Annotated in this window: 13 protein-coding genes; all 13 read right to left on the bottom strand. The window is 33.6% G+C overall.

Annotated features, from left to right (window positions below):
• Positions 1 to 143 precede the first annotated feature (143 nt).
• The 13 genes from VQL36_RS20410 to argH all read right to left on the bottom strand — a co-directional run bounded on the left by VQL36_RS20410 (position 144) and on the right by argH (position 21,744).
• Positions 144 to 656 carry a hypothetical protein gene (locus VQL36_RS20410; protein ID WP_349251043.1) on the bottom strand — a complete coding sequence of 171 codons (513 nt, stop codon included), beginning with the start codon at positions 654 to 656 and terminating at the stop codon, positions 144 to 146.
• Entirely contained in the window at positions 656 to 7,708 is a 7,053-nt protein-coding gene (locus VQL36_RS20415) for a polymorphic toxin-type HINT domain-containing protein (RefSeq protein WP_349251044.1), read from the bottom strand. The genes VQL36_RS20410 and VQL36_RS20415 overlap by 1 nt, the downstream gene beginning before the upstream one ends.
• A 127-nt stretch (positions 7,709 to 7,835) precedes the next feature.
• Positions 7,836 to 8,093 carry a hypothetical protein gene (locus tag VQL36_RS20420; protein WP_349251045.1) on the bottom strand — a complete coding sequence of 86 codons (258 nt, stop codon included), beginning with the start codon at positions 8,091 to 8,093 and terminating at the stop codon, positions 7,836 to 7,838.
• The gene (locus tag VQL36_RS20425) at positions 8,086 to 8,760 is read right to left on the bottom strand and encodes a fibronectin type III domain-containing protein (RefSeq protein WP_349251046.1); all 675 of its coding nucleotides are present in this window, start codon (positions 8,758 to 8,760) and stop codon (positions 8,086 to 8,088) included. The genes VQL36_RS20420 and VQL36_RS20425 overlap by 8 nt, the downstream gene beginning before the upstream one ends.
• Entirely contained in the window at positions 8,757 to 9,281 is a 525-nt protein-coding gene (locus VQL36_RS20430; RefSeq protein ID WP_349251047.1) for a hypothetical protein, read from the bottom strand. The genes VQL36_RS20425 and VQL36_RS20430 overlap by 4 nt, the downstream gene beginning before the upstream one ends.
• A 43-nt stretch (positions 9,282 to 9,324) precedes the next feature.
• Positions 9,325 to 10,617: a cohesin domain-containing protein gene (locus tag VQL36_RS20435; RefSeq protein WP_349251048.1), complete on the bottom strand. Its 1,293-nt coding sequence runs from the start codon at positions 10,615 to 10,617 to the stop codon at positions 9,325 to 9,327.
• 307 nt (positions 10,618 to 10,924) lie between these two features.
• Positions 10,925 to 12,508, bottom strand: coding sequence for a Kelch repeat-containing protein (locus VQL36_RS20440; RefSeq protein ID WP_349251049.1), 1,584 nt, complete (start codon positions 12,506 to 12,508; stop codon positions 10,925 to 10,927).
• A 209-nt stretch (positions 12,509 to 12,717) separates the two neighbouring features.
• Positions 12,718 to 14,280, bottom strand: coding sequence for a Kelch repeat-containing protein (locus VQL36_RS20445; RefSeq protein WP_349251050.1), 1,563 nt, complete (start codon positions 14,278 to 14,280; stop codon positions 12,718 to 12,720).
• Between the two features lie 207 nt (positions 14,281 to 14,487).
• Positions 14,488 to 16,038 carry a Kelch repeat-containing protein gene (locus tag VQL36_RS20450; protein WP_349251051.1) on the bottom strand — a complete coding sequence of 517 codons (1,551 nt, stop codon included), beginning with the start codon at positions 16,036 to 16,038 and terminating at the stop codon, positions 14,488 to 14,490.
• Between the two features lie 232 nt (positions 16,039 to 16,270).
• Complete coding sequence (locus VQL36_RS20455; protein ID WP_349251052.1) at positions 16,271 to 17,830, bottom strand: Kelch repeat-containing protein; 1,560 nt, start codon at positions 17,828 to 17,830, stop codon at positions 16,271 to 16,273.
• A gap of 207 nt (positions 17,831 to 18,037) precedes the next feature.
• Positions 18,038 to 19,612 (bottom strand): kelch repeat-containing protein, encoded by a 1,575-nt coding sequence (locus tag VQL36_RS20460; RefSeq protein WP_349251053.1) that lies wholly within the window; start codon positions 19,610 to 19,612, stop codon positions 18,038 to 18,040.
• 290 nt (positions 19,613 to 19,902) lie between these two features.
• Positions 19,903 to 20,235 (bottom strand): DUF1878 domain-containing protein, encoded by a 333-nt coding sequence (locus VQL36_RS20465; RefSeq protein WP_349251054.1) that lies wholly within the window; start codon positions 20,233 to 20,235, stop codon positions 19,903 to 19,905.
• A gap of 96 nt (positions 20,236 to 20,331) precedes the next feature.
• Positions 20,332 to 21,744 carry an argininosuccinate lyase gene (argH, locus tag VQL36_RS20470; RefSeq protein ID WP_349251055.1) on the bottom strand — a complete coding sequence of 471 codons (1,413 nt, stop codon included), beginning with the start codon at positions 21,742 to 21,744 and terminating at the stop codon, positions 20,332 to 20,334.
• Positions 21,745 to 21,747 lie beyond the last annotated feature (3 nt).

A 21,747-nucleotide genomic window follows, 5' to 3' on the forward strand; every position in this document is an offset into this window, starting at 1 on the left:
TTAAAATATATTACTACTTTTTCCAAAAAAATACCCTCCAAGTATTAGTATAACTTACTCCATAAAGAGAAGATTCTTTATACTGTTTACTTGAAGGGGGATTTTCTGAAACCAAGAAGTTGTTAATCTATCTAATTAATTATCTAAATGTTATTTAAATTTTTTACCTCTTTTCTCGCCATATTACGTAACTTTTGAGTGGTTCTTTTTGACATTGATAACTTTTCTAAAGTACTCTTCAATGATTTCTTTTTTATTAAAGAAAGATGATTGTACCAATCAAAAGCCAATTTTACCCAATATTCATCTTGCTGCTGGAACCCGAATTTGATTATCTCTGCGAATGGAAATATAGTATCAATATTGGCTGAAATATTTAAACGATAGAAAAATTCAGCTAACTTACTTCGAATTTCATCAATATTTTCTTCAAGTATAATCAATACATACAAATATGAGCGAGGTTCTAATAATTCACATAACCCTGTGGCTATTTCTACTACCCAACACCCCTTTTCTGAAATACCCATTTTCCTACTAGACTTGCCAATAGGAAGGATTGGAATCCATTTTACTACATCTGTATTAATTAATTCGGTAGTAATATGTTTTTCAGAAGATAATTCTGAAAATATGCTTCTTAAATCATCTCTCATTAAGGGTTCACCCATTTCTCATGTTGTACTTCTATACCATAACTTTTCATTACATCCTGATACTGTTGCCTTAATTCAGAAGTCCAATTCGTGCCGTAATGCCCACTATTTTCGGTCGTAATAATTTCACCATTACTCCCTCTACTAAATGTCCCTCCAAGTGTATTTTCCCCACCGTCAGCTCCTATTGTTTGTGCTAACTTTTGATGTGGAGAACCTTCGAATGAACCACTTTTTGGACTGCCGACCACAAACGTATTAGTTTTTGCATCAAAAACAAATTCTACCCCATCGTTCTTAGGGTAATAATTCTTTAAAGCCTCTACAGATTTAGAGTTAGCGTTTACACCAATTACACCTGGTGCTGGACCAGAGCCATTCCATGTAGGACTACAATTATGAACCCAAATCCCAAGGTTAGATACAAAGTAAGAATGATAATCCTCTACTTCAAAATTATACACTGTTGCGTTACGCTGTTCTATTTCTATTTTATCAATGACTTTAATTGAACCATCAGTACTTACAAGATAATCACCCACTTGTAAGTCTTTAACCAACGTCCAACCTTCACCATCAAGCCAGAAAGGATGCTCAGCTGTTACTTCGATGATCTCATCTTCAATATATAGAGAATAGATTTCATTGGCTTCTCTTTGGAAAAGTCCTACAACTTCCTTATATCCCATTTCACCTGTTACATCATCTTTAGCTAGAACTTTATCCCCTACTTGTATCTCTTCTATCGGTTTTTCTCCATCTTCAGTAAGAACTTTCGTTCCAGCAGTAAAACAGTTCATGATGCAGTCAATATCAATATTGCTATCTGTATCATTATTACTTCCACTATCATTATCATTTATTTTTTTACCAATAGATGCCACATCACCAACAGCATCTACTTTCTTAGCCGGGCTAATTAAATCAGCGAGTGAATAACCTATCAATTCTTCAATTTCTTCTTTACTTTTATTCGGAAGATCACTTATCGTTTCTATTGAACCTTCATATGCTTCAATAATTATTACATCTGGATTTGTAATAGCATATACGGCACCATCAAGTGTTTGTTTTGGATGAATAAACATATATACAATACCTTCACCCGAATCATAAACTGAATTAGCTGCACCTTCAAAATAAGTATCTGGAATTGAATTTGCAAATGGAATGAAATTACTACTAAAGTCCATTGAAGTTACAAGATATGATGTAATATCATCCTTCCAATACCCCGAAGGATCAATATATCTCAATGGGTTGTTCGAAACATACACATATAAATTCAATCCATCTCCACGGAAGGTATCTTCTTGTGTAAATCGTCCGATTTGTGGATTGTAGTATCTTGCTCTTAAATAGTATTGATCTGTAATAGCATCAAATTGTTCCCCTGCATAAAGGAATCGATTGGCTACTTGTTCTATGGCGTTGGTTGTATTTCCAAACGCATCATATTCATAAGCATTAAGAATTTTTCCAGTTCCATCTACGATGCTAACAACATCACCATGACCATTTTGCAAGTAATAACCAGAGTTATCCTTGTGATCCTGCTGTGCTAAGATGCTATAACCACGTAGGGTTCTATTTACTACTTCACCTACATTATTTTGCTCAAGAATCACTTGTCCAAAATGTTCTGTGAATTCAGAACGAATTCCATTTTCACTTATCGCATGACGCCATCCTTGTGCATTGTAATCATAATCCATCCATGTTCCATCTGGCATAAACGTTTGGATCAATCGGTTATATCCATCATACGTATACGTTTTTTCTTGTTCACCTGTGATTTCTTTTAACAAGTTTCCGTTTGGATCGTAGGTAAACGTAGTCTGAGTGCCATTGAGAATTTGTTCTAACAGACGATTGTTTGGATCATAACGGTATGTCGTCGTGTCTGTTCCTTTGATTTTTTCTATGCGGTTTCCTATAGCATCATAGGTATAAGTTTCTAACTCGTTATTTCTGAATACGGTATGTAACTGATTTAACTTGTCATACGTGTATTCGGTTAGTTCTCCGTTTTCTATCTCACTTAACAGATTTCCATTGACATCATAGGTATACACATATTGTGATATGATCTCATTTTGAGTATTTTTGTGAGTTAAACCTAAGATGTTTAAATCCTTGTCATAGGTGTAATCGGATTGTATTCCCGTTGAATACTGTGTGTTTGCAATTGTACTATCCTTGTTATAGTTATATGTTGCTAATAGTTCTTCTCCATCAAATACTTTTTGAATTCGATTGTGATCATCATAGGAGTACCGAGTCCAATCTCCGCTGGGCTCCACGAATCCAACAATGTTCCCATTCTGATCATATTCGTATGTCAGGATTTGTTGACCATTTCTCCATTCTGATGCTAAATATCCATTTGCAGTATAGCGATATTCATTCACTCCATTGTCATTAATAGCTGCTAGTATACTTCCGTCCTTATTATAAAGGAACTTTTCTCTGTTTTCGTCACCTTCGATTGAACGAGTGACTAGCTGATGATCACGATTATAAACATAGGCTATTGTTTGATTGTTACGATCTACTTCTGTACGAAGACGACCTTCTAAATCATACACATAACTCACTGTCTGACCTAATGGATCTGTAATCGATTTAAGTAAATGAAACTGGTTGTATTCATAATTCATTGTATTCCCATTACCATCTGTTGATGAAAGTAAATTGCCAGCCAAATCATACTTAAATTCAGATGTATAACCTTCTGCATTCGTGACGGTTAAAGGATTACCCCAAATATCTCTTACATAGGTAGTTGTGTTATTTAATCCGTCTGAATAAGTAAGTACGTGATTTAATGCGTTATATGTGTAATGGCTATTAGTTATACCTTCATTTTTTGTTTCAGGCGTGGTTAATGTCAACAAACGATTTCCAATATCATATGTATATTCCAATCCATACCTTAAGTCATCGCTATCAGATGAATCATATCCATTAGCATCGATCACTTTGATGAGATTACCATTGACATCATAGATATTTTTCTGAATGACATTCCCTAAAACATTCGTAGTCATCTCTAAACGGTTTAAACTATCATAACTATAGGTAACACCTAAATTCTCATCATATTGTTCTGGAAGAACTTCTTTGGTGACATTACCTACTTCATCATATTCAAGTTTTGTTCTTCCATTTTCTCGATCTATTACTTCAATTAAACGATTGTAAGCATCATAGATATAGGTTGTAACATGTCCGTTGGGGTCAATTTCTTTAATCAAATTCCCTGCTTTATCATATTCATATTGAATCGTACGGGTTACTGTTGCAGTATCCACCTTATAGACGCTTGATGTTTGTTTTTCAGCAAAATAAGTTCGTGAAAGATCTTGCATGACATTCGTTTTGTCTGCAAACAACCAATCTTTAATGTAATCTAAGTCAGGTACGTCAATAAGACGATTTCCATTGATGTCATATTTTTCTTCATATTCAGGTTGATTGATTTGGACTTGATCTAACAATGCCGTAAAGGTAAAATCGTTTGTTTCTACTAAGCTGTTATCGTTCATGTCCGGTATTCTTGCTTCTGCAGCCTGTCCAATCACTTCTGTAAACTGATAACTCGTTCCTTCTCCATCCACATAAGTGGAAGTAGGAGAAATCGTAACATAACCTGTCCCTAATGTATTTTCTTTTACTCGGAATACCATAGAACCCAGTATGTTTTCTTCAGTATAATTTGCATTTTCGGCTTGAAAATGTATTTTTCCTAACGTATCACTATTCACACTCGTATTTTCTTCTATGGAACCAATCTCTACTAATTCCAATATACGAGTATCGTACTCTACATCTATTGAGTATGAAGAGATCTCACCATCAGGTTGTAGTTTTAGCTTGTATTCATAAGTTTGTTCAGGATATACTATTTTTCTGCCATCAATGATAGCTTTTGTACTTAGTACATCAATTTGATCTTCTTGTACCTCTTGCCTTTGCTCAATTAATCGATTGGCCTCATTGTAAATAAATTCTGTTACATATCCTTCTGGAGAGGTGACTTTGATGAGATTTCCATTACCGTCATAATCTCTGGTTGTTTGGGATTTAATAGATTCAGTACCACCATGAATGACATCCTCTGCATCAATTTCATTCCATGTATGAATTAATCTGCCTGCAGCATTATACTCATACCCCTTTATCCCCCATTGCTGGTCATCCATTTTAACTTTTTCTAAAATCGTACGACCAAAAGCATCATATACATATTCCATATGAGCACCAGCTGAATCCACTACTGATGTCACTTTACCATTCCCATCATACGTATATTGGATCTCATGCCATGAAGTTGGCTCACTATCTTCTGTGACATATTCTGTTGATTTCTTTTCTTTTTCAATACGACCTAATTTGTCATATTCGTAGGTTGCAATACGATATAATACGGTGTCTCCATCTTGTTTTAAAGGAACTCTTTGCTCTAATAGCCATCCCGTTAAATTATATGTATAGAGGGTTCCATAACGGAAACTATCATCATTCCCGCTTAAATACCCTTTTACATCGATGATTTTTGTTACAAAATTATTTTCATCATACACATAACGCTTGATTACATTTCCTTCAGGATCTCTCTCTTCGATCAAACGATTCATTTCATCGTAAAAATATTGCATCCCTTTTCCATCGTCTGATTGTTCATCATAATGATTCGCATCGATCGTTTTAATAATATTACCGACACCATCATATACAATGCTTGACTGCTGACCGGACGGATAAGTCACATGAGTGATTTGCTTCTTGTCATTATATTTGTAGCTAATTCCAGTTCCATCATCCGTTGCTGCATTATATTGATTCGGATTAATATCTTTTATTTTATTTCCATCGACATCATACTTCATTGCAATGACATTATCCAACGGATCAATCACTTGAATCGGATTGTCTAATGCATCATAAACGTATGAAGTTCCTATGCCATCATCCGTATTTTCATCATACTGTTCTGGAAAAATCGTTTTGATCAAATTCCCTCGCACATCATATTTCATACGAGTGATATGACCTTCAGCGTCTGTTATTTTTTCAATTTTATTGTTGTCATTATATTCAAAACTTATCGTACCATCAACATTGGTGGATGTTTGAATACGCCCTACTTCATCATAAACATAACTTACCATATTCTGTTCCCGATCAATGGCTTCAATGGGCTGATTACTAGTACCATATGTATAGGTTTGAACGTTACCTTCAGCATCAGTGATCGTTTCTAGTCTTCCAGATAAATCATAGGTATAACTTGTGATTGCTTGATTATTATCATCTATTTGTTTCGTTGTTTTAATTAAATTATGGTTATTATCATAACCAAAAGTGGTTTGTTGTCCATTAGGTCTAGTAACGGATACTAGATTATTGAATGCATCATATTCATAAATATTTTGATATGAAAATGGACTCGGAGAAGTACTTAATAATAAGTTTCCTCTTTCGTCATATTCATATTGAGTTATATTTCCATTGCGATCTCTAACAGAAATGCGATTTCCCCATTCGTCATATCCATACTGCTCATAAGTATCATCATCAAAACTCTTTTTAGTGATATACAACCTCTCATTGTACTCATAACTTACACTGCGACCCGTCGCTTGAACAGTATAAGTGTTGATATAATTAACATCATCATAGTCATACGTTATCACATTTTGATCAGCATCTAACTGACGGATGACACGTCCAAATGGATCGTATTCGTTATTTATGAAAGTATTCCCATTTTCGTCTGTTATTGACGTTAAACCGTGTGAGTTGTATGTATAAGTTGTTGTCCCTCCACCTATACCTTTCACTTGTCTAAGTTCGTCGTTTACATACGTATATTCGATCGTTCTTCCTATCGCATCTGTAACAGCATGAATTCGTCCATTTACAATGTTGATGGAAAGATGATTTCCACTCGCACCAATTACTTTACTCAATTGATTTGATTCATCATATTCCAGTGTAACCGTATTGTCATTACGGTCACGAATGGCAATTAACTTACCATCCATATCATAAATATATGTAGCTTTATTAGACTGCCATGTCAATTCGTACGTATCTGTCTTTTTTATTAACGTATCAAAAATTGTTTGAGGTGCAATATATAATCCTGTTTCCTCATCCAACATAAAATATCCCTTACGACCATCAGGATATGTAATGGTGACATTATCTATAGAATCTACTTCTAAGAAGCTTTCATAACTAAACTTCCATGACTTCCCTATTAAACCACTTTCTTGGTCTAATGAATTATAGAATCTATTTACTTCTAAAGCTAGTCCTAAATCAGGAATGGTTAGATCGGATGCGGAAGCGTAGTAATTACCTGTAACGATATTAACGGGTTCATTTACACCTTCTGAATTCACTGGGGTTCCTAGGTTTTGCTCTTTAGTATTTATATGAAATATTAGCCCTTCGTATTTACCGAAATAATAATCTATTAGCTCAGATTCAGTAACCGTCTTAGTTAATAGTCCACTATAATGGGCTGTACAAGTCTTTATCACTTTATATGATCCATCTGAGCTAGTTACCGTTCTAGGGTCAGTACAGGTAGTGTCTACTCTTGGAATACTTCCTGAATAACCATCTTCATTAATTTCGTAAGTATTCCCTATATTATCCGTTCCAGCTGAATATTCTACACCTTTGTAGTTACCGTCTGCATCATAAAAGTTGGTAATTGTATTGGAATCTGTTTCATTAAACGTCTTACTCACATTAAACGTATTCGTTTTTAATTCTGTATCTTTTTCAACGTCTACAAGTTGTTCTATACCACTATAGTCCCCATTCGTAACCTCTCTTTTTTCTTCAAAATCATTCGTATATTGTTTATTTGTAGTACTACTCTGTTCTAAACCCGGTTCTATTTCTACAATTTTTGCACTGATAGAATCTTGAATAAAAAATGATTGTCCTAAAAAAATAAAAGTCGTGATGATAATTAATAAAATATATGAACAAAGTCTTTCCATCTTGTTATTTTTCCAATTCTGACTCAATTGATACTCCTCCTAAGTGTAAATGTCTTCCGAATAGCATTGCATTCTGGTGGATACCAATTCTATTTGGTATCCACACTATATATGCAAATTTCTTTATGGGTTTACTAGTTTACTACCTTCTTTTTTAAAATAATGATAAAGGATGAAATTTAATAGATTCTGCTAGGTTGATAGTGAAAATATCTCCAGAGGATGTCACTAATGTAATTTCAGCCATTTCAATCGTAGCATTTGCACCAATGATTGTATTATTCATTTTAAATAGTTCTATTCTTCCATGCGATCCTTCCACATTACCCATATTCGATAAGATTACTTTTATAATTCCGATCTCTTCGTCAACCTCTATCGCATAATAACTGTTTTCATTTTCATTAAACAAATTGTACAAATTCTCTTCCGTTATATTTAATGTTAGGGTTATAGTTTAAAGTGAATTCAGCTGTATATAAATCAACTAAAGCATTTCCTTGCAATACTATTTCGAAGTTTTGATCTAGTTCATCGTCAACAATCCATTTCTTATTTTCAAAGACGAGAACTGGATCATCATTCCAAGTGATAGTTGAATGAATTTTGGACCACTCACTCTTCTTCTCCTCACTTATTGCTCGAATACGATAGTAATATTGAGTATTTGCTAGAAGATTCTCCTGTATATAAGTTGGATCTAATACTTCTATGATTTCCTCTCCATTAACTTCAATTTGATATCCTGTAGCATTAGTTACATTGTCCCAGATTAGTTCTATTGAAGAATCAGTAGTTATCATTTCAACATATACTGGTGTTTTAAGAGGTCTTACTTTATCTGGTACAGATAATCCCGTTAAATAAGGATACGAGACGCCTTCTTCGATTGACCATGTCGTCTCAAAATCCCAATTCTCGTAATTAATTGCTTTTTGCATAGTTCCTGTTAAACGTCCAATATCATTAGTGTTTTGTGGCATGTATTCAGCTGCTACAATATCATAGTAACTATTGCTACCCTTATATTCACCTGTGTAAAATACCACTAGATAATATTGTGTAACAGTCTTAGTCAATTCTCCACTAAAATAGTGGAAGTTTTTACTTTTTTATACTCTCCATCTGAAAGAGTTATTGTTATAGGATCAGTACATGTAGTATCTACTCTTGGGATACTACCTGAATAATTATCTTCATTAATAGTGTAGCTATTTCCAACATTCGGTTTATCCTGAGAGTAAGTAGTATCCGTGAGATTTCCTTCTGCATCATAATAATTAGTTATTGTATTGGATTTAGTTTTATTAAATGTCTTACTCACATCGTATGTATCAGAACGAGTTTCTGAACCTTCTTCAACATTTACAAGTTGTTCTACTCCTGAATACTGTCCATTTGTAAACTCTCTTTTTTCTTCAAAATCATTAGTATATTGTTTATTTGTAGTACTGCTATGCTCTAATGACTCATCTATATCTATGACTTTAGCTATACTATCCTCGATATAAAATAATTGTCCTATAAAAATTAAAGTCATGATGATGATCAATAAAGTATTTCTCGTAGTAATATATTTTCTATTTAAAAAGTATTTCAAAGTTGGGTACCCCTATTATATCCTTCTACAAGTAAGATATTGTCTATCTATCACGAATCAGCTCATTAACTATTAATGGTTGTGCTGGCTTTATTTCAATAAATTCACCTTGAGATGTGACGAGTATAACCTCTGACATACTTAATGCTGCTTGATTCAATAATAATGTACCGTCAATTTGGAAAAAGTTTATTTCTCCATCTTTACCAATCTGATTCCCTAAATTAGATACGAGAACTTTAATCTTACCTGAACCTTCATTTATTTCATAAGAAAGATAACTCAACTCTTCTAAATTAAATAGATTTTTTACAGTGTTTTCATTTATCTTTATTAATTTTGGATCATAATTTAATTCAAATTGAGCTGTATAAACATCTTGTAAATTGTTTCCTTTTAAAGCAATTTTAGTCTCTTTCCTAATAGAAGTATCAAAAACCCATTCTTCAATACTAAATACCAAAGTAGGTTGATCGCCCCAGTTAATGTAGGAATGAACAGTAGACCACTCACTTTTAAAGTTTTCAGATTTAGAACGAACTCTATAATAGTGTTGCTTGTTTAATGACAGATTCTCATGTATATAAAATGGCTCATCTACCTGTACTATTTCTTGTCCATCAATTTCAATTTCATAACTTAATGAATGAGGCACTTCCATCCAAGATACTTTAATAGCATCATCCATCGTAATGAAGCTAAAATTTTCAGGAGGACCGAGATACTCCTTCACTTCAAACATTAATATCTCATCCAGTCTAAACTGGATTTCATATTCTATCCCAACATTTTCATTTATCTTATTCATTGTATATATCGCTTGATTATTACCTTGCTGAAGGTTATGTTCAAACCAATTTATAAATTCCTCTACTTCTTGCATGTTGAGATCATATTCTTTTTTAAATCCCTCAACACTTGTTATCACTAGAAATGCTCTGTTTTGATTTATTAATTCTCCAACATGAACAATCATCTCACTTAAGTCCGTTCCTTCAACACCATTGATTATAGGTGTAACAACATAATAATATGTACGATTACTTTCTATGTTTAAATCAAAGTAAGAGAGGATATTCGTATTTTCAAGTATTAAGTCATAAGGACCTCCAGAAACCTCAGCCCTTTTCACATGATAACTTTCTGCATTTTCTATACTATCCCAATATAATTGAACTCCTATATCTGTGGAAAACGCTCCTGTCGAAACCCCATCAATTAATCCACCATTCTCTAACTCTGTTGCATATATATTAAAGTTGAACATAGAGTTTATAATGAATATTAAAATTAATGTTTTTACTGAACGATTCCCATTCATTACCTTTTTGATCATTCATTTCTCTCCTTATGCATTTGTATACTAGCCACTTCAAATATGTTAGGTTATATTAACTTTGTACTCTGTCCAATTACCTACAAAAACTCCTTCTTCTATCTACCACCTTATAGTAAATTATGTAATAACTTTTGATAGAATAATATACACTAACTGCTATGTCCATGTAATTAATGGATAATTTGAGTAATTTATGTTGATTTAAGCAGAATTTTTCCTCTTTCACGCTTTTACTAGCGTATGTAAATGGTTCGTATAAACTAAAAAAGAGTCCCATTTCTGAGACCCCTAAAATAAATATCATTTATTGAGTTACTTCATATTGATTCACTTCAAATGTAAGGATATTATCATGTATGATATAGTCTTTTCTATTTAAAAACGGTCCCATGTTACTTGTTTTTTCTATGGCATATGCTACTGATAGATTACTTTGGTACCAGTTAATAAAGTCCTCAACTTCATTCATTGTTATATCATATTCTTTCTCTAGCCCATTTTCCATAACAATGACTAAAATTGCTCTATTTTTGATTTCTACAACTGTTGCTTCTGGTGTTGCTGATGCTTCATTTGAGTTTTCACTTTCACCTGCTGCGTTTACTGCGGATAGCATGTAATAGTAGGTTATTCCGTTTTCTACATCTAAATCTGAATAAGTTGTACCTGTTATACCTTCTGCTATGATGTCATATGGACCACCTTGTGTTGTGGATCTTTTTATTGTATAACTGTCAGCACCTTCTACTAGATCCCATAATAGATTTACTTGTGAGTCTCCTGCTTCTCCTGTTAAGTTTGATGGAGTGTTAGGAATTTGAGGTAGATAGAGATTTAATACTTCTACATTATTTATTAGAGTACCGCTTACACTATATCCTCCTATTGTATAAATATTACCATTATATAATTCAGTTTGAAATCTACCTTTTGAGTAGTTCATATTTGAAAGTTCAGTCCAAGTATCACTTGTTGGATCATATACTTCTACACTATCTAAATATTGTGTTGGACTAAATCGTTGGTCACTTCCACCAAAAACATATATTTTCCCATCAATTACCTTTGCTTCAAATTCACCTCTGTAATTATTCATACTAGCAACTTCTGCCCATATGTTAGTGATAGGATTATATTTTTCAACTGTATTTAATGTATTACTAGCATTCCCACTACTACCAATTGCATAAATTTCTCCATTTAACAGAACTGTCTGGAAATAATTCCTTGCATCATTCATACTAGGTAATTGGGTCCATGTATTGGATATAAGGTCATATACCTCCACACTATTTAAAAATTCACCGTTATATCCACCCATAGCATATATTTTCCCATTTATAACTTCAGTTTGCACATTTACTCTCAAATAATTCATCGGACTAGCTACTTCATCCCAAGTATTTGTTATAGGATCATAAACCTCCATTATTTCAGAATTACCAATGACGTAAATCTTACCATTTACAACTTCTGTTTGAAAATATCTCCTACTATATTTTAATGGTGGAAGTGAAGTCCACGTATCAGTCGCAGGATCGTAAACTTCTGCTGATGTGCCGTTAGGATCTCCACCAATCGCAAAAATCTTCCCATTTAGAGCTTCTGTTTGAAAGTATCTTCTTTTATAATTCATACTTGCGACTTCTACCCATGTATTAGTAATAGGATTGTATTCCTCCACCTTGTTAGTATATAAAACTTCACCAGCTCCTCCGATAGCATATATCTTTCCATTTACAACTTCTGTCTGTAATGCATATACACCTACATTCATACTAGCAACCTCTGTCCAAACCCCTTCTTCTACCGCAAATACAGGAACAGCAGATAATAACATCACCATGGTTAAAACAATTGAAAATAAAACCTTAAATGACTTCTTCATCTTTCTACCACCTTATAGTAAATTATGTAATCACTTTTGATAGAATAATATAGTATAGCTGTAATGTCCATGAAATTAATGCATGATATGTATTTTATCTGTTACTTTACATATTCTTTCTTTTTCATCTTAATTTCCTTCCCTAACACATATGAATGATATTTCCCCAAACAAAAAGAGCCCCATTTCTGAGACTCTTAAGCTAATAATTATTGAGTTACTTCATATTCATTTACTTCAAAGGTAAGTATATTATCATGGATAATGTAGTCTTTTCTATTTAAAAATGGTCCCATGTTACCTGTTTTTTCTATGGCATATGCTACTGATAGATTACTTTGATACCAGTTAATAAAGTCCTCAACCTCATTCATGGTCAAATCATATTCTTTCTCTAGTCCATTCTCCATAACAATGACTAATATTGCTCCATTGTTGATGGCAGCTGTTGATTCTGGTGTTGCTGATGATTCGTTTGAGTTTTCGCTTTCCCCTGCTGCGTTTACTGCGGATATGACGTAGTAATAGGTTGTACCATTCTCTACACTTGTGTCTACAAGTGATGAACCAAATATTTCATTATCTATTACTTCATATGGCCCTCCGGGTGTGGTTGATCTTTTTAAGATGTAGTATTCTGCGTTTTCTACCTCATCCCATGAAAGAGTTACTTGTGAGTCTCCTGCTTCTGTTGTTAGGTTTATTGGAGTATCAGGGCTTGAAAATGAATTTAAATTTAATACTTCTACGCTTGATAAATACAGAGAACCATTTTTACCACCAATTGCATATATTTTTCCATCAATTACTTCTGTTTGAAGGTAGTTTCTTCCTTGATTCATACTCGTAATCTCTGTCCATGTATCTGTTTCTAAATCATATTTTTGTACACTTGAACTATTTAAACCATCACCGATGGCATATATTTTTCCATTAATTACTTCTGTTTGATGAGATTCTCTCATTTGATTCATACTTGCAATCTCTGTCCATGTATCTGTCTCTGGATCATATACTTCTTCTCTTATAGAAGAACTACTAGGTTTATATCCACCAATTGCATATATTTTTCCATCTACTACTTCTGTTTGATGATCTAATCTTCCTTGATTCATACTTGCAACTTCTGTCCATGTGTCTGCCTCTGGATCGTATACTTCTACACTTGTATAAGCTGGGCTACCACTAATTACATAAATTTTTCCATCAATTACTTCTGTTTGATGTCTATATCTTCCTAGATTCATACTTGTAATCTCTGTCCATGTATCTTCCTCTATATCATATACTTCTACACTTGTATAACCTGAGCCTATTTTACCGATTGCATATATCCTTCTATCAATTACTTCTATTTGATGATAATGTCTTCCTTGATTCATATTTGCAACCTCTGTCCATGTATTTCCCTCTGGATCATATACTTCTACACTTGAAAAATCTACTGAACCATCAGTACCACCTACCGCATAGATTTTACCTCCGATTACTTCTGTTTGATGATAATATCTTTCTTGATTCATACTGGCTACTTCTGTCCATGTACTTGATTGTGGATTATATACTTCTACGTTTGATAGAGTTCCATTATTATTTCTACCACCGATTGCATATATCTTTCCATCAATTACTTCTGTTTGAAAGTCAACTCTTGAATGATTCATACTAGCAACTTCTGACCAAGCTGCTTCCTCCGCAAAAACAGGAACAACAGATAACAACATTACCATAGCTAAAATAACTGAAAATAAAACTTTAAATGATTTCTTCATCTTTCTACCACCTTATTGTAAATTATGTAATCACTTTTGATAGAATAATATAGAATTACTGTAATGTCCATGAAATTAATGCATGATATGTATTTTATCTGTTACTCTACATAATATTCTCTTTTCATCCTGTCTCCCTAGCACACATGGGTGATATTTTCCCAAACAAATAGAGCCCCATTTCTGAGACTCCTAAGCTAATATCAATTATTGAGTTACTTTGTATTCATTAACTTCAAATGTAAGTATATTATCATGTATAATATAATCTTTTCTATTAACAAATGGTCCCATGTTACCTGTTTTTTCTATGGCATATGCTACTGATAGATTACTTTGATACCAGTTAATAAAGTCTTCAACCTCATTCATAGTTAAATCATATTCTTTCTCTAGTCCATTTTCCATAACGATGACTAAAATTGCTCTGTTGTTGATTTCTACAACTGTTGATTCTGGTGTTGCTGATACTTCGTTTGAGTTTTCACTTTCCCCCACTATATTTACTGCGGATACTACATAGTAGTATGTTATTCCATTTACCACATCTGAATCTAGGTACGTGGTGTTTATTACATTCTCAGCTATAATGTTATATGGACCACCAGATGTAGTTGACCGTTTTACTGTATAGCTTTCAGCTCCTTCAACAAAATCCCAATTTAGAGTTACTTGTGAGTCTCCTGCTTCAACTGTTAGATTAAGTGGAGTGTTAGGGATCGGATTAGATATTGGAGTGTAAACTTCTACGACTGGTAAACGGGTAACACCATCAGATCCACCTACTGAATAAATATTACCATTAACCACTTCTGTTAGATGACCGTTTATGATTTGATTCATACTTGCAACTTCTGTCCAAGTATTTATTTGTGAATCATATACTTCTACACTTGAAAAACGAACACCAGCATCATCTCGCCCGCCTATAGCATAGATTTTATCATTAATTACTTCTGTTTGATGAATACCCCTTACTTGATTCATATTAGCCAATTCAGTCCAAATGTTTGTTTGTGGATCGTACACCTCTAAACTTGAAAGATATACTCCAGCATCATCTTGCCCACCTATGACATAAATTTTCCCATTAATTACTTCTGTTTGAAAATAACTTACTCTTGTAAGATTCATACTAGCCAATTCAGTCCAAATGTTTGTTTGTGGATCGTACACCTCTAAACTTGAACTTGAACCACCTATAGCATATATTTTACCATCTATGGTCTTTGTTTGATGTCTTGTTCTTGTATGATTCATACTAGTCAATTCAGTCCAAATGTTTGTTTGTGGATTGTACATCTCTACACTTGAAAGACGATTACTAGCATTATCATACCCACCTATTGCGTATATTTTACCATTCAAGACTATCGTTTGATATTTTTCTCTTGTATGATTCATACCAGCCAATTCAGTCCAAATGTTTGTTTGTGGATCGTACGCCTCTACACTTGAAAGACGATTACCAGTAATATCATCTCGTCCACCTATTGCATATATTTTACCATCTAAGACTTCTGTTTGATGATACTGTCTTCCCAATCTCATATTAGATACTTCTGTCCATGCGTTTGTTTGGGGATCAAATACCTCTACACTTGATAATATGTCATCACCTTGTCCACCTATTGCATATATTTTACCATCTAAGACCTCTATTTGATGATCTGTTCTCGCATTACTTAAGCTAGATAATTTAGTCCAAACTCCTTCTTCTGCTGCAAAAACAGGAACAGCAGATAACAACATCATCATAGCTAATACAACTAAAAATAAACCTTAAATGACTTTTTCATCTTTCTACCACCTTCTAGGTAAATTATGTAATAACCTTTGATAGAATAATATAGAATAACTGTAATGTCCATGAAATTAATGCATGATATGTATTTTATCTGTTACTCTACATAATTTTTTCTTTTATTTCCCTCACCTAGCACACTGGATGATATTTCCCCAAACAAAAAGAGCCCCATTTCAGAGACTCCTAAGCTAATATAGTTTTTTCATTTACTTCAAAGGTAAGGATATTATCATGTATGATATAGTCTTTTCTATTTAAAAATGGTCCCATGTTACCTGTTTTTTCTATGGCATATGCTACTGATAGATTACTTTGGTACCAGTTAATAAAGTCCTCAACCTCATTCATGGTTATATCATATTCTTTCTCTAGTCCATTTTCCATAACAATGACTAAAATTGCTCTATTGTTGATTTCTTCAACTGTTGATTCTGGTGTTACTGATGCTTCATTTGAGTTTTCACTTTCTCCTACTGCATTTACTGCTGATACTACATAATAGTAGGTTGTTCCATTTTCAACATTCATATCTACAAGTGTAGAATCAAATATTTCATTATCTATTACTTCATAGGGTCCTCCTGATGTTGTTGATCTTTTTAAGATGTAATATTCTGCGTTTTCTACTTCATCCCATGAAAGAGTTACTTGTGAATCTCCTACTTCTGCTGTTAGGTTTATTGGAGTGTCTAAAGAAGAAATTAAAATTGCCTCCACATTAAAAAGACTTCCATTATTAAATCCACCAGCTACATATATTTTCCCATCGATTACTTCTGTTTGGAAACCAGATCTTTCTACAATTAAACTATCAAGCTCAGTCCAGGTGTTAAATTCCGGATCATACATTTCTACGTTTAATATCTTAACATTTTCTTGATTTATCCCACCTATCACATATAATTTACCATTTAACACTTCCGTTTTAAAATAAGACCTTCCTGTAATCATATTTTTTAACTCAGTCCAGGTATTTAACTGAGGATCATAAACTTCTACACTTGAGATTTTAAGACCTTCTTGAGTTCTTCCACCTATTGCATATAATTTACCATCAATCACTTCTGTTTGATGATCCATTCGTGCTTGATTCATATTTGCTACTTCTGACCAAGTATCCGTTTGAGGGTTATACACTTCTACATGAGGTATTTCAACTCCATTGCTTCTTCCACCTACAGCGTATATTTCTCCATCGATTACTTCTGTTTTAAATAAGTACCTATCTCTGCGCATACTCGCTAATTCTGTCCATATATTTAATTGGGGATCGTATACTTCTGCACTAGTTAAAAAATCTCCACCTACAGCGTATATTTTCCCATCGATTACTTCTGTTTGATGACGTATCCTACTATGATTCAAACTTGTAACTTCTGTCCACAAATTTAATTGGGGATCGTATACTTCTGCAGTTGAGTCACCTCCAAGTGCATATATTTTTCCATTTAACACTTCCGTTTGGAATTGACTCCTGGGTATATTCATATTCGCCACTGATTCCCATGTATCAATTTGCGGATTATATACTTCAACACTTGTACGGTAACCTACTCCATACTCAGTTCCCCCTATAGCATAAATCTCACCATCAATTATTTCCATTTGGTGATCATATCTACCATTAATTAAACTAGCAACCTCAGTCCAAACTCCCTCTTCTGCTGCAAAAACAGGAACAGCAGATAACAACATCACCATGGCTAAAACAACTGAAAATAAAACTTTAAATGATTTCTTCATCTTTCTACCACCTTATAGTAAATTATGTAACCAATTTTGATAGGATAATATAGAATAACTGTAATGTCCATGAAATTAATGCATGATATGTATTTTATCTGTTACTCTACATAATATTTTCTTTTTCATCTTATTTCACTCTTCTAGCTCACATAAATGTTTCCCCAAACAAAAAGAGCCCCATTTCTGAGACTCCTAAGCTAATAATTATTGAGTTACTTCATATTCATTTACTTCAAAGGTAAGTATATTATCATGTATGATATAGTCTTTCCTACTTAAAAATGGTCCCTTGTTACCTGTTTTTTCTATAGCATAAGCTACTGTTAAGTTGCCTTGGTACCAAATAACAAACTCCTCAACTTCACTCATAGTTACATCATATTCTTTCTCTTGTCCGTTTTCTAATACAATTACTAAGATTGCTCTATTATTATTTATGACTACTGATGCTTCTGGTGTAGCTGATGCTTCATTTGAATTTTCACTTTCTCCTCCTGAGTTTACTGCTGATACTACGTAATAGTAAGTTGTTCCATTTTCTACTTGTGAATCTACTAGTGATGAATCAAATATTTCATTATCTATTACTTCATATGGTCCACCTGATGTTGTTGATCTTTTTAAGATGTAATATTCTGCGTTTGCTACCTCATCCCAGGAAAGAGTTACTTGTGAGTCCCCTGCTTCTGCTGTTAGGTTTAATGGAGTGTTAGGGATTGAGTTTATTATTGGAGAATAAGCTTCTACGCTTGATAAGGAATTACCTTCATTACGTCCACCTATCGCATAAATCTTCCCATCGATTACATTCGTTTGATGAGAAAATCTAGTAATATTCATACTAGCTATTTCTGTCCAAGTATTTGTCTGAGGGTCATATATTTCAACGTTTGACAAAGCGGTTCCATTGCTTGCCCCTCCAATTGCATAGATTTCACCTTCAATTGCTTCAGTTTGATATTGAGATCTTGATTGGTTCAAACTTGATAAAATAGCCCAACTATTCGTCTGGGGATCATATACTTCTATAATTGAAGTAGACCCACCCATAACATAAATCTTCCCATCGATTACTTCTGTTTGGAAAGTGTGTCTCCCACTATTCATACCAGCTAGTTCAATCCAACTATTCGTTTGAGGATCATATACTTCTACATTTAAAAGATGACCACTATCATTACGTCCACCTATCGCATAAATTTTCCCATCGACTACTTCCGTTCGAAATTGAGCTCTTTCTTGGTTCATATTAGATAAACTTGTCCAACTATTCGTTTGAAGATTATATTTTTCTAAACTTGGAAGATACTCTCCTCCAGATCCACTATGCCCACCTATTACATATATATTCTCATCAATTACCTCAGTTTGAAAATTATATCTCTCTTGATTCATACTAGTTAATGTTGACCAAGTATTTGTTTGAGGGTCATACACTTCTACAATTGAAGTAGCATCAAAAACAGTATCGTCGTATCCACCAAATAAATAGATTTTTTGGTTAAACACTTCTGTTTGAAAGCTGTGTTTTTCCTGATTCAAACTAGTTATTTCTGTCCAACTATTGGTCTGGGGATCATATACTTCTATAATTGAAGTAGACCCACCCATAACATAAATCTTCCCATCGATTACTTCTGTTTGGAAAGTGTCTCTTACTTGATTCAAACTAGCAACCTCTGTCCAAAATCCCTCTTCTTCTGCAAAAACAGGAACAGCAGATACCAACATCACCATAGTTAAAATAACTGAAAATATAACCTTAAATGTCTTCTTCATCTTTCTACCACCTTATAGTAAATTATGTAACCAATTTTGATAGAATAATATAGAATAACTGTAATGTCCATGAAATTAATGCATAATATGTGTATTTCCTGTTGATCTACATAATATTTTCTTTTCAGGGATTCAACCTTAGGATTTCCTTCTCCAGTTTCCTTTCAGCTATAAGGTGACTTAAATCTTACTTAATAAGACTTTTATTAATTGTAATTAGCTTGGCTAAACGCGCAAAATAAAAAAAGCACCAAAATGGGTGCACTATTTAACCTTTATTTCATACAATTTTAAGATTTTGCCTTATGTCCATACAATTTTTCAAAAACTTCTCTCCACCTTCCTTCTTCATGAAATGCCTGTGTAATATGTTCTGAAAAATGGTAATTTCTTTTAAGTTGTGGACAAATTTCTTCCATTCTCATTTCAAAATTTGAGCTAGTAACATCTTTGCCTTGTTGGATCATATCTCTACACTTATCCATCAACTCCATAATCTTGCCGTTTTGTTTCCTTGTAATTTCAAACTGGAAAAACAGTCGATTTGATGGAGAATTATAAAATAATAACTGCTGTCTAAACTCAATAAAGTCAAGTCTTTCTTCAATATTTTTAATATTCACCCATACCACCTCTAACTATCATATTCAAGAAATACAACACATGTGAATAATTTAATCAGACGGTAACAAATCTAGTATTTTATTTTAGTTCTAGTTCTAGTTCTTCTCAATATACTTGTCAATCCATTGCTCTGTTTCTTGTATTGCTTCTTCCGCGCGATTGATCGCTTCTATTACCTGATTGCAGGCCGTACCCCCGTACACGTTTCTAGCATTTACAACCTGCTCAGGTTGAAGAGTTTCGTATATATCCTTTTCAAACAAGCTAGAAAATTGTTTAAATTCTTCAAGCTCTAAGTTTAATAGGTACTTTTTGTTTTGTATACAGTGTAACACTGCTTTTCCGATCACTTCATGCGCTTGTCGGAATGGTAGACCCTTGTTTACTAAGTAATCCGCAATGTCTGTTGCATTAGAAAAGTCCTCATTTACTGCTTGTCTCATTTGCTCTTTCTTCACAGTCATCGTTTCAATCATTGGAGCAAACAACTGTAACGCACCTTGTAATGTATTCACGGTATCAAACATACCTTCTTTATCTTCTTGCATGTCTTTGTTGTAGGCTAATGGAAGTGATTTTAATAATGTCAATAGGCCTATAAGATGTCCGTATACACGTCCTGTTTTTCCACGAACTAGTTCAGCAACATCCGGATTTTTCTTCTGTGGCATAATGCTGCTTCCTGTACAAAAAGCATCGTCTAATTCTACAAAATTAAATTCATCACTAGACCATAATACCAACTCTTCACACAAACGAGATAGATGCATCATGATCATAGACGCATTAGATAAAAACTCAATAATAAAATCACGATCACTAACAGCATCTAAGCTGTTATTATAAATTCTCTCAAAACCTAATTCCTTTGCTACGAACAGACGATCAATCGGGAATGTTGTTCCCGCTAATGCTCCAGCACCTAGAGGTAAAGTGTTAATTCGTTTATAACTATCCTGTAATCTTTCAATATCTCTTTGAAACATAGAGACATAAGCCATCATATGATGAGCAAACAGAATCGGTTGAGCACGTTGAAGATGTGTATACCCTGGTAAAATGGTTTCGGTATGTTGTTTTGCTTGTCCAATCAATGCTTGTTGCAATTTATTTAATAGCTCTACAAATTCATTCACTCTCTTGCGTAAATATAAATGCATATCTGTAGCAACTTGATCATTCCGACTTCGACCTGTATGTAATTTGCCTCCTACAGAACCAATTTCCTCAATAAGCAGTTTTTCGATATTCATGTGAATATCTTCATCAGCAACGGAGAACTCAACTTCTCCTCGACGAATTTTGCTAAGAACAGCATGTAAACCTTCTGTAATTTTATCTGCATCTTCAGAAGGAATGATACCGCATTTTCCTAACATCTGTACATGAGCCAAACTACCTTGAATATCTTCCTCTGCTAACTCTTGATCAAATGAGATCGATGCAGTGTACGCTTCTACTAATTGGTCTGTTTTTTTTGTAAAACGTCCGCCCCAAAGTTTTGACACGTG

The organism is Chengkuizengella sp. SCS-71B, from assembly GCF_040100845.1.
Lineage (GTDB): Bacteria > Bacillota > Bacilli > Paenibacillales > KCTC-33759 > Chengkuizengella.

Excerpts from the sequence above, each read along its gene's own strand:
- VQL36_RS20410 (WP_349251043.1), bottom strand. The coding sequence starts at position 656 with ATGAGAGATGATTTAAGAAGCATATTTTCAGAATTATCTTCTGAAAAA.
- VQL36_RS20435 (WP_349251048.1), bottom strand. The coding sequence starts at position 10,617 with ATGATCAAAAAGGTAATGAATGGGAATCGTTCAGTAAAAACATTAATT.
- VQL36_RS20440 (WP_349251049.1), bottom strand. The coding sequence starts at position 12,508 with ATGAAGAAGTCATTTAAGGTTTTATTTTCAATTGTTTTAACCATGGTG.
- VQL36_RS20445 (WP_349251050.1), bottom strand. The coding sequence starts at position 14,280 with ATGAAGAAATCATTTAAAGTTTTATTTTCAGTTATTTTAGCTATGGTA.
- VQL36_RS20450 (WP_349251051.1), bottom strand. The coding sequence starts at position 16,038 with ATGATGATGTTGTTATCTGCTGTTCCTGTTTTTGCAGCAGAAGAAGGA.
- VQL36_RS20455 (WP_349251052.1), bottom strand. The coding sequence starts at position 17,830 with ATGAAGAAATCATTTAAAGTTTTATTTTCAGTTGTTTTAGCCATGGTG.
- VQL36_RS20460 (WP_349251053.1), bottom strand. The coding sequence starts at position 19,612 with ATGAAGAAGACATTTAAGGTTATATTTTCAGTTATTTTAACTATGGTG.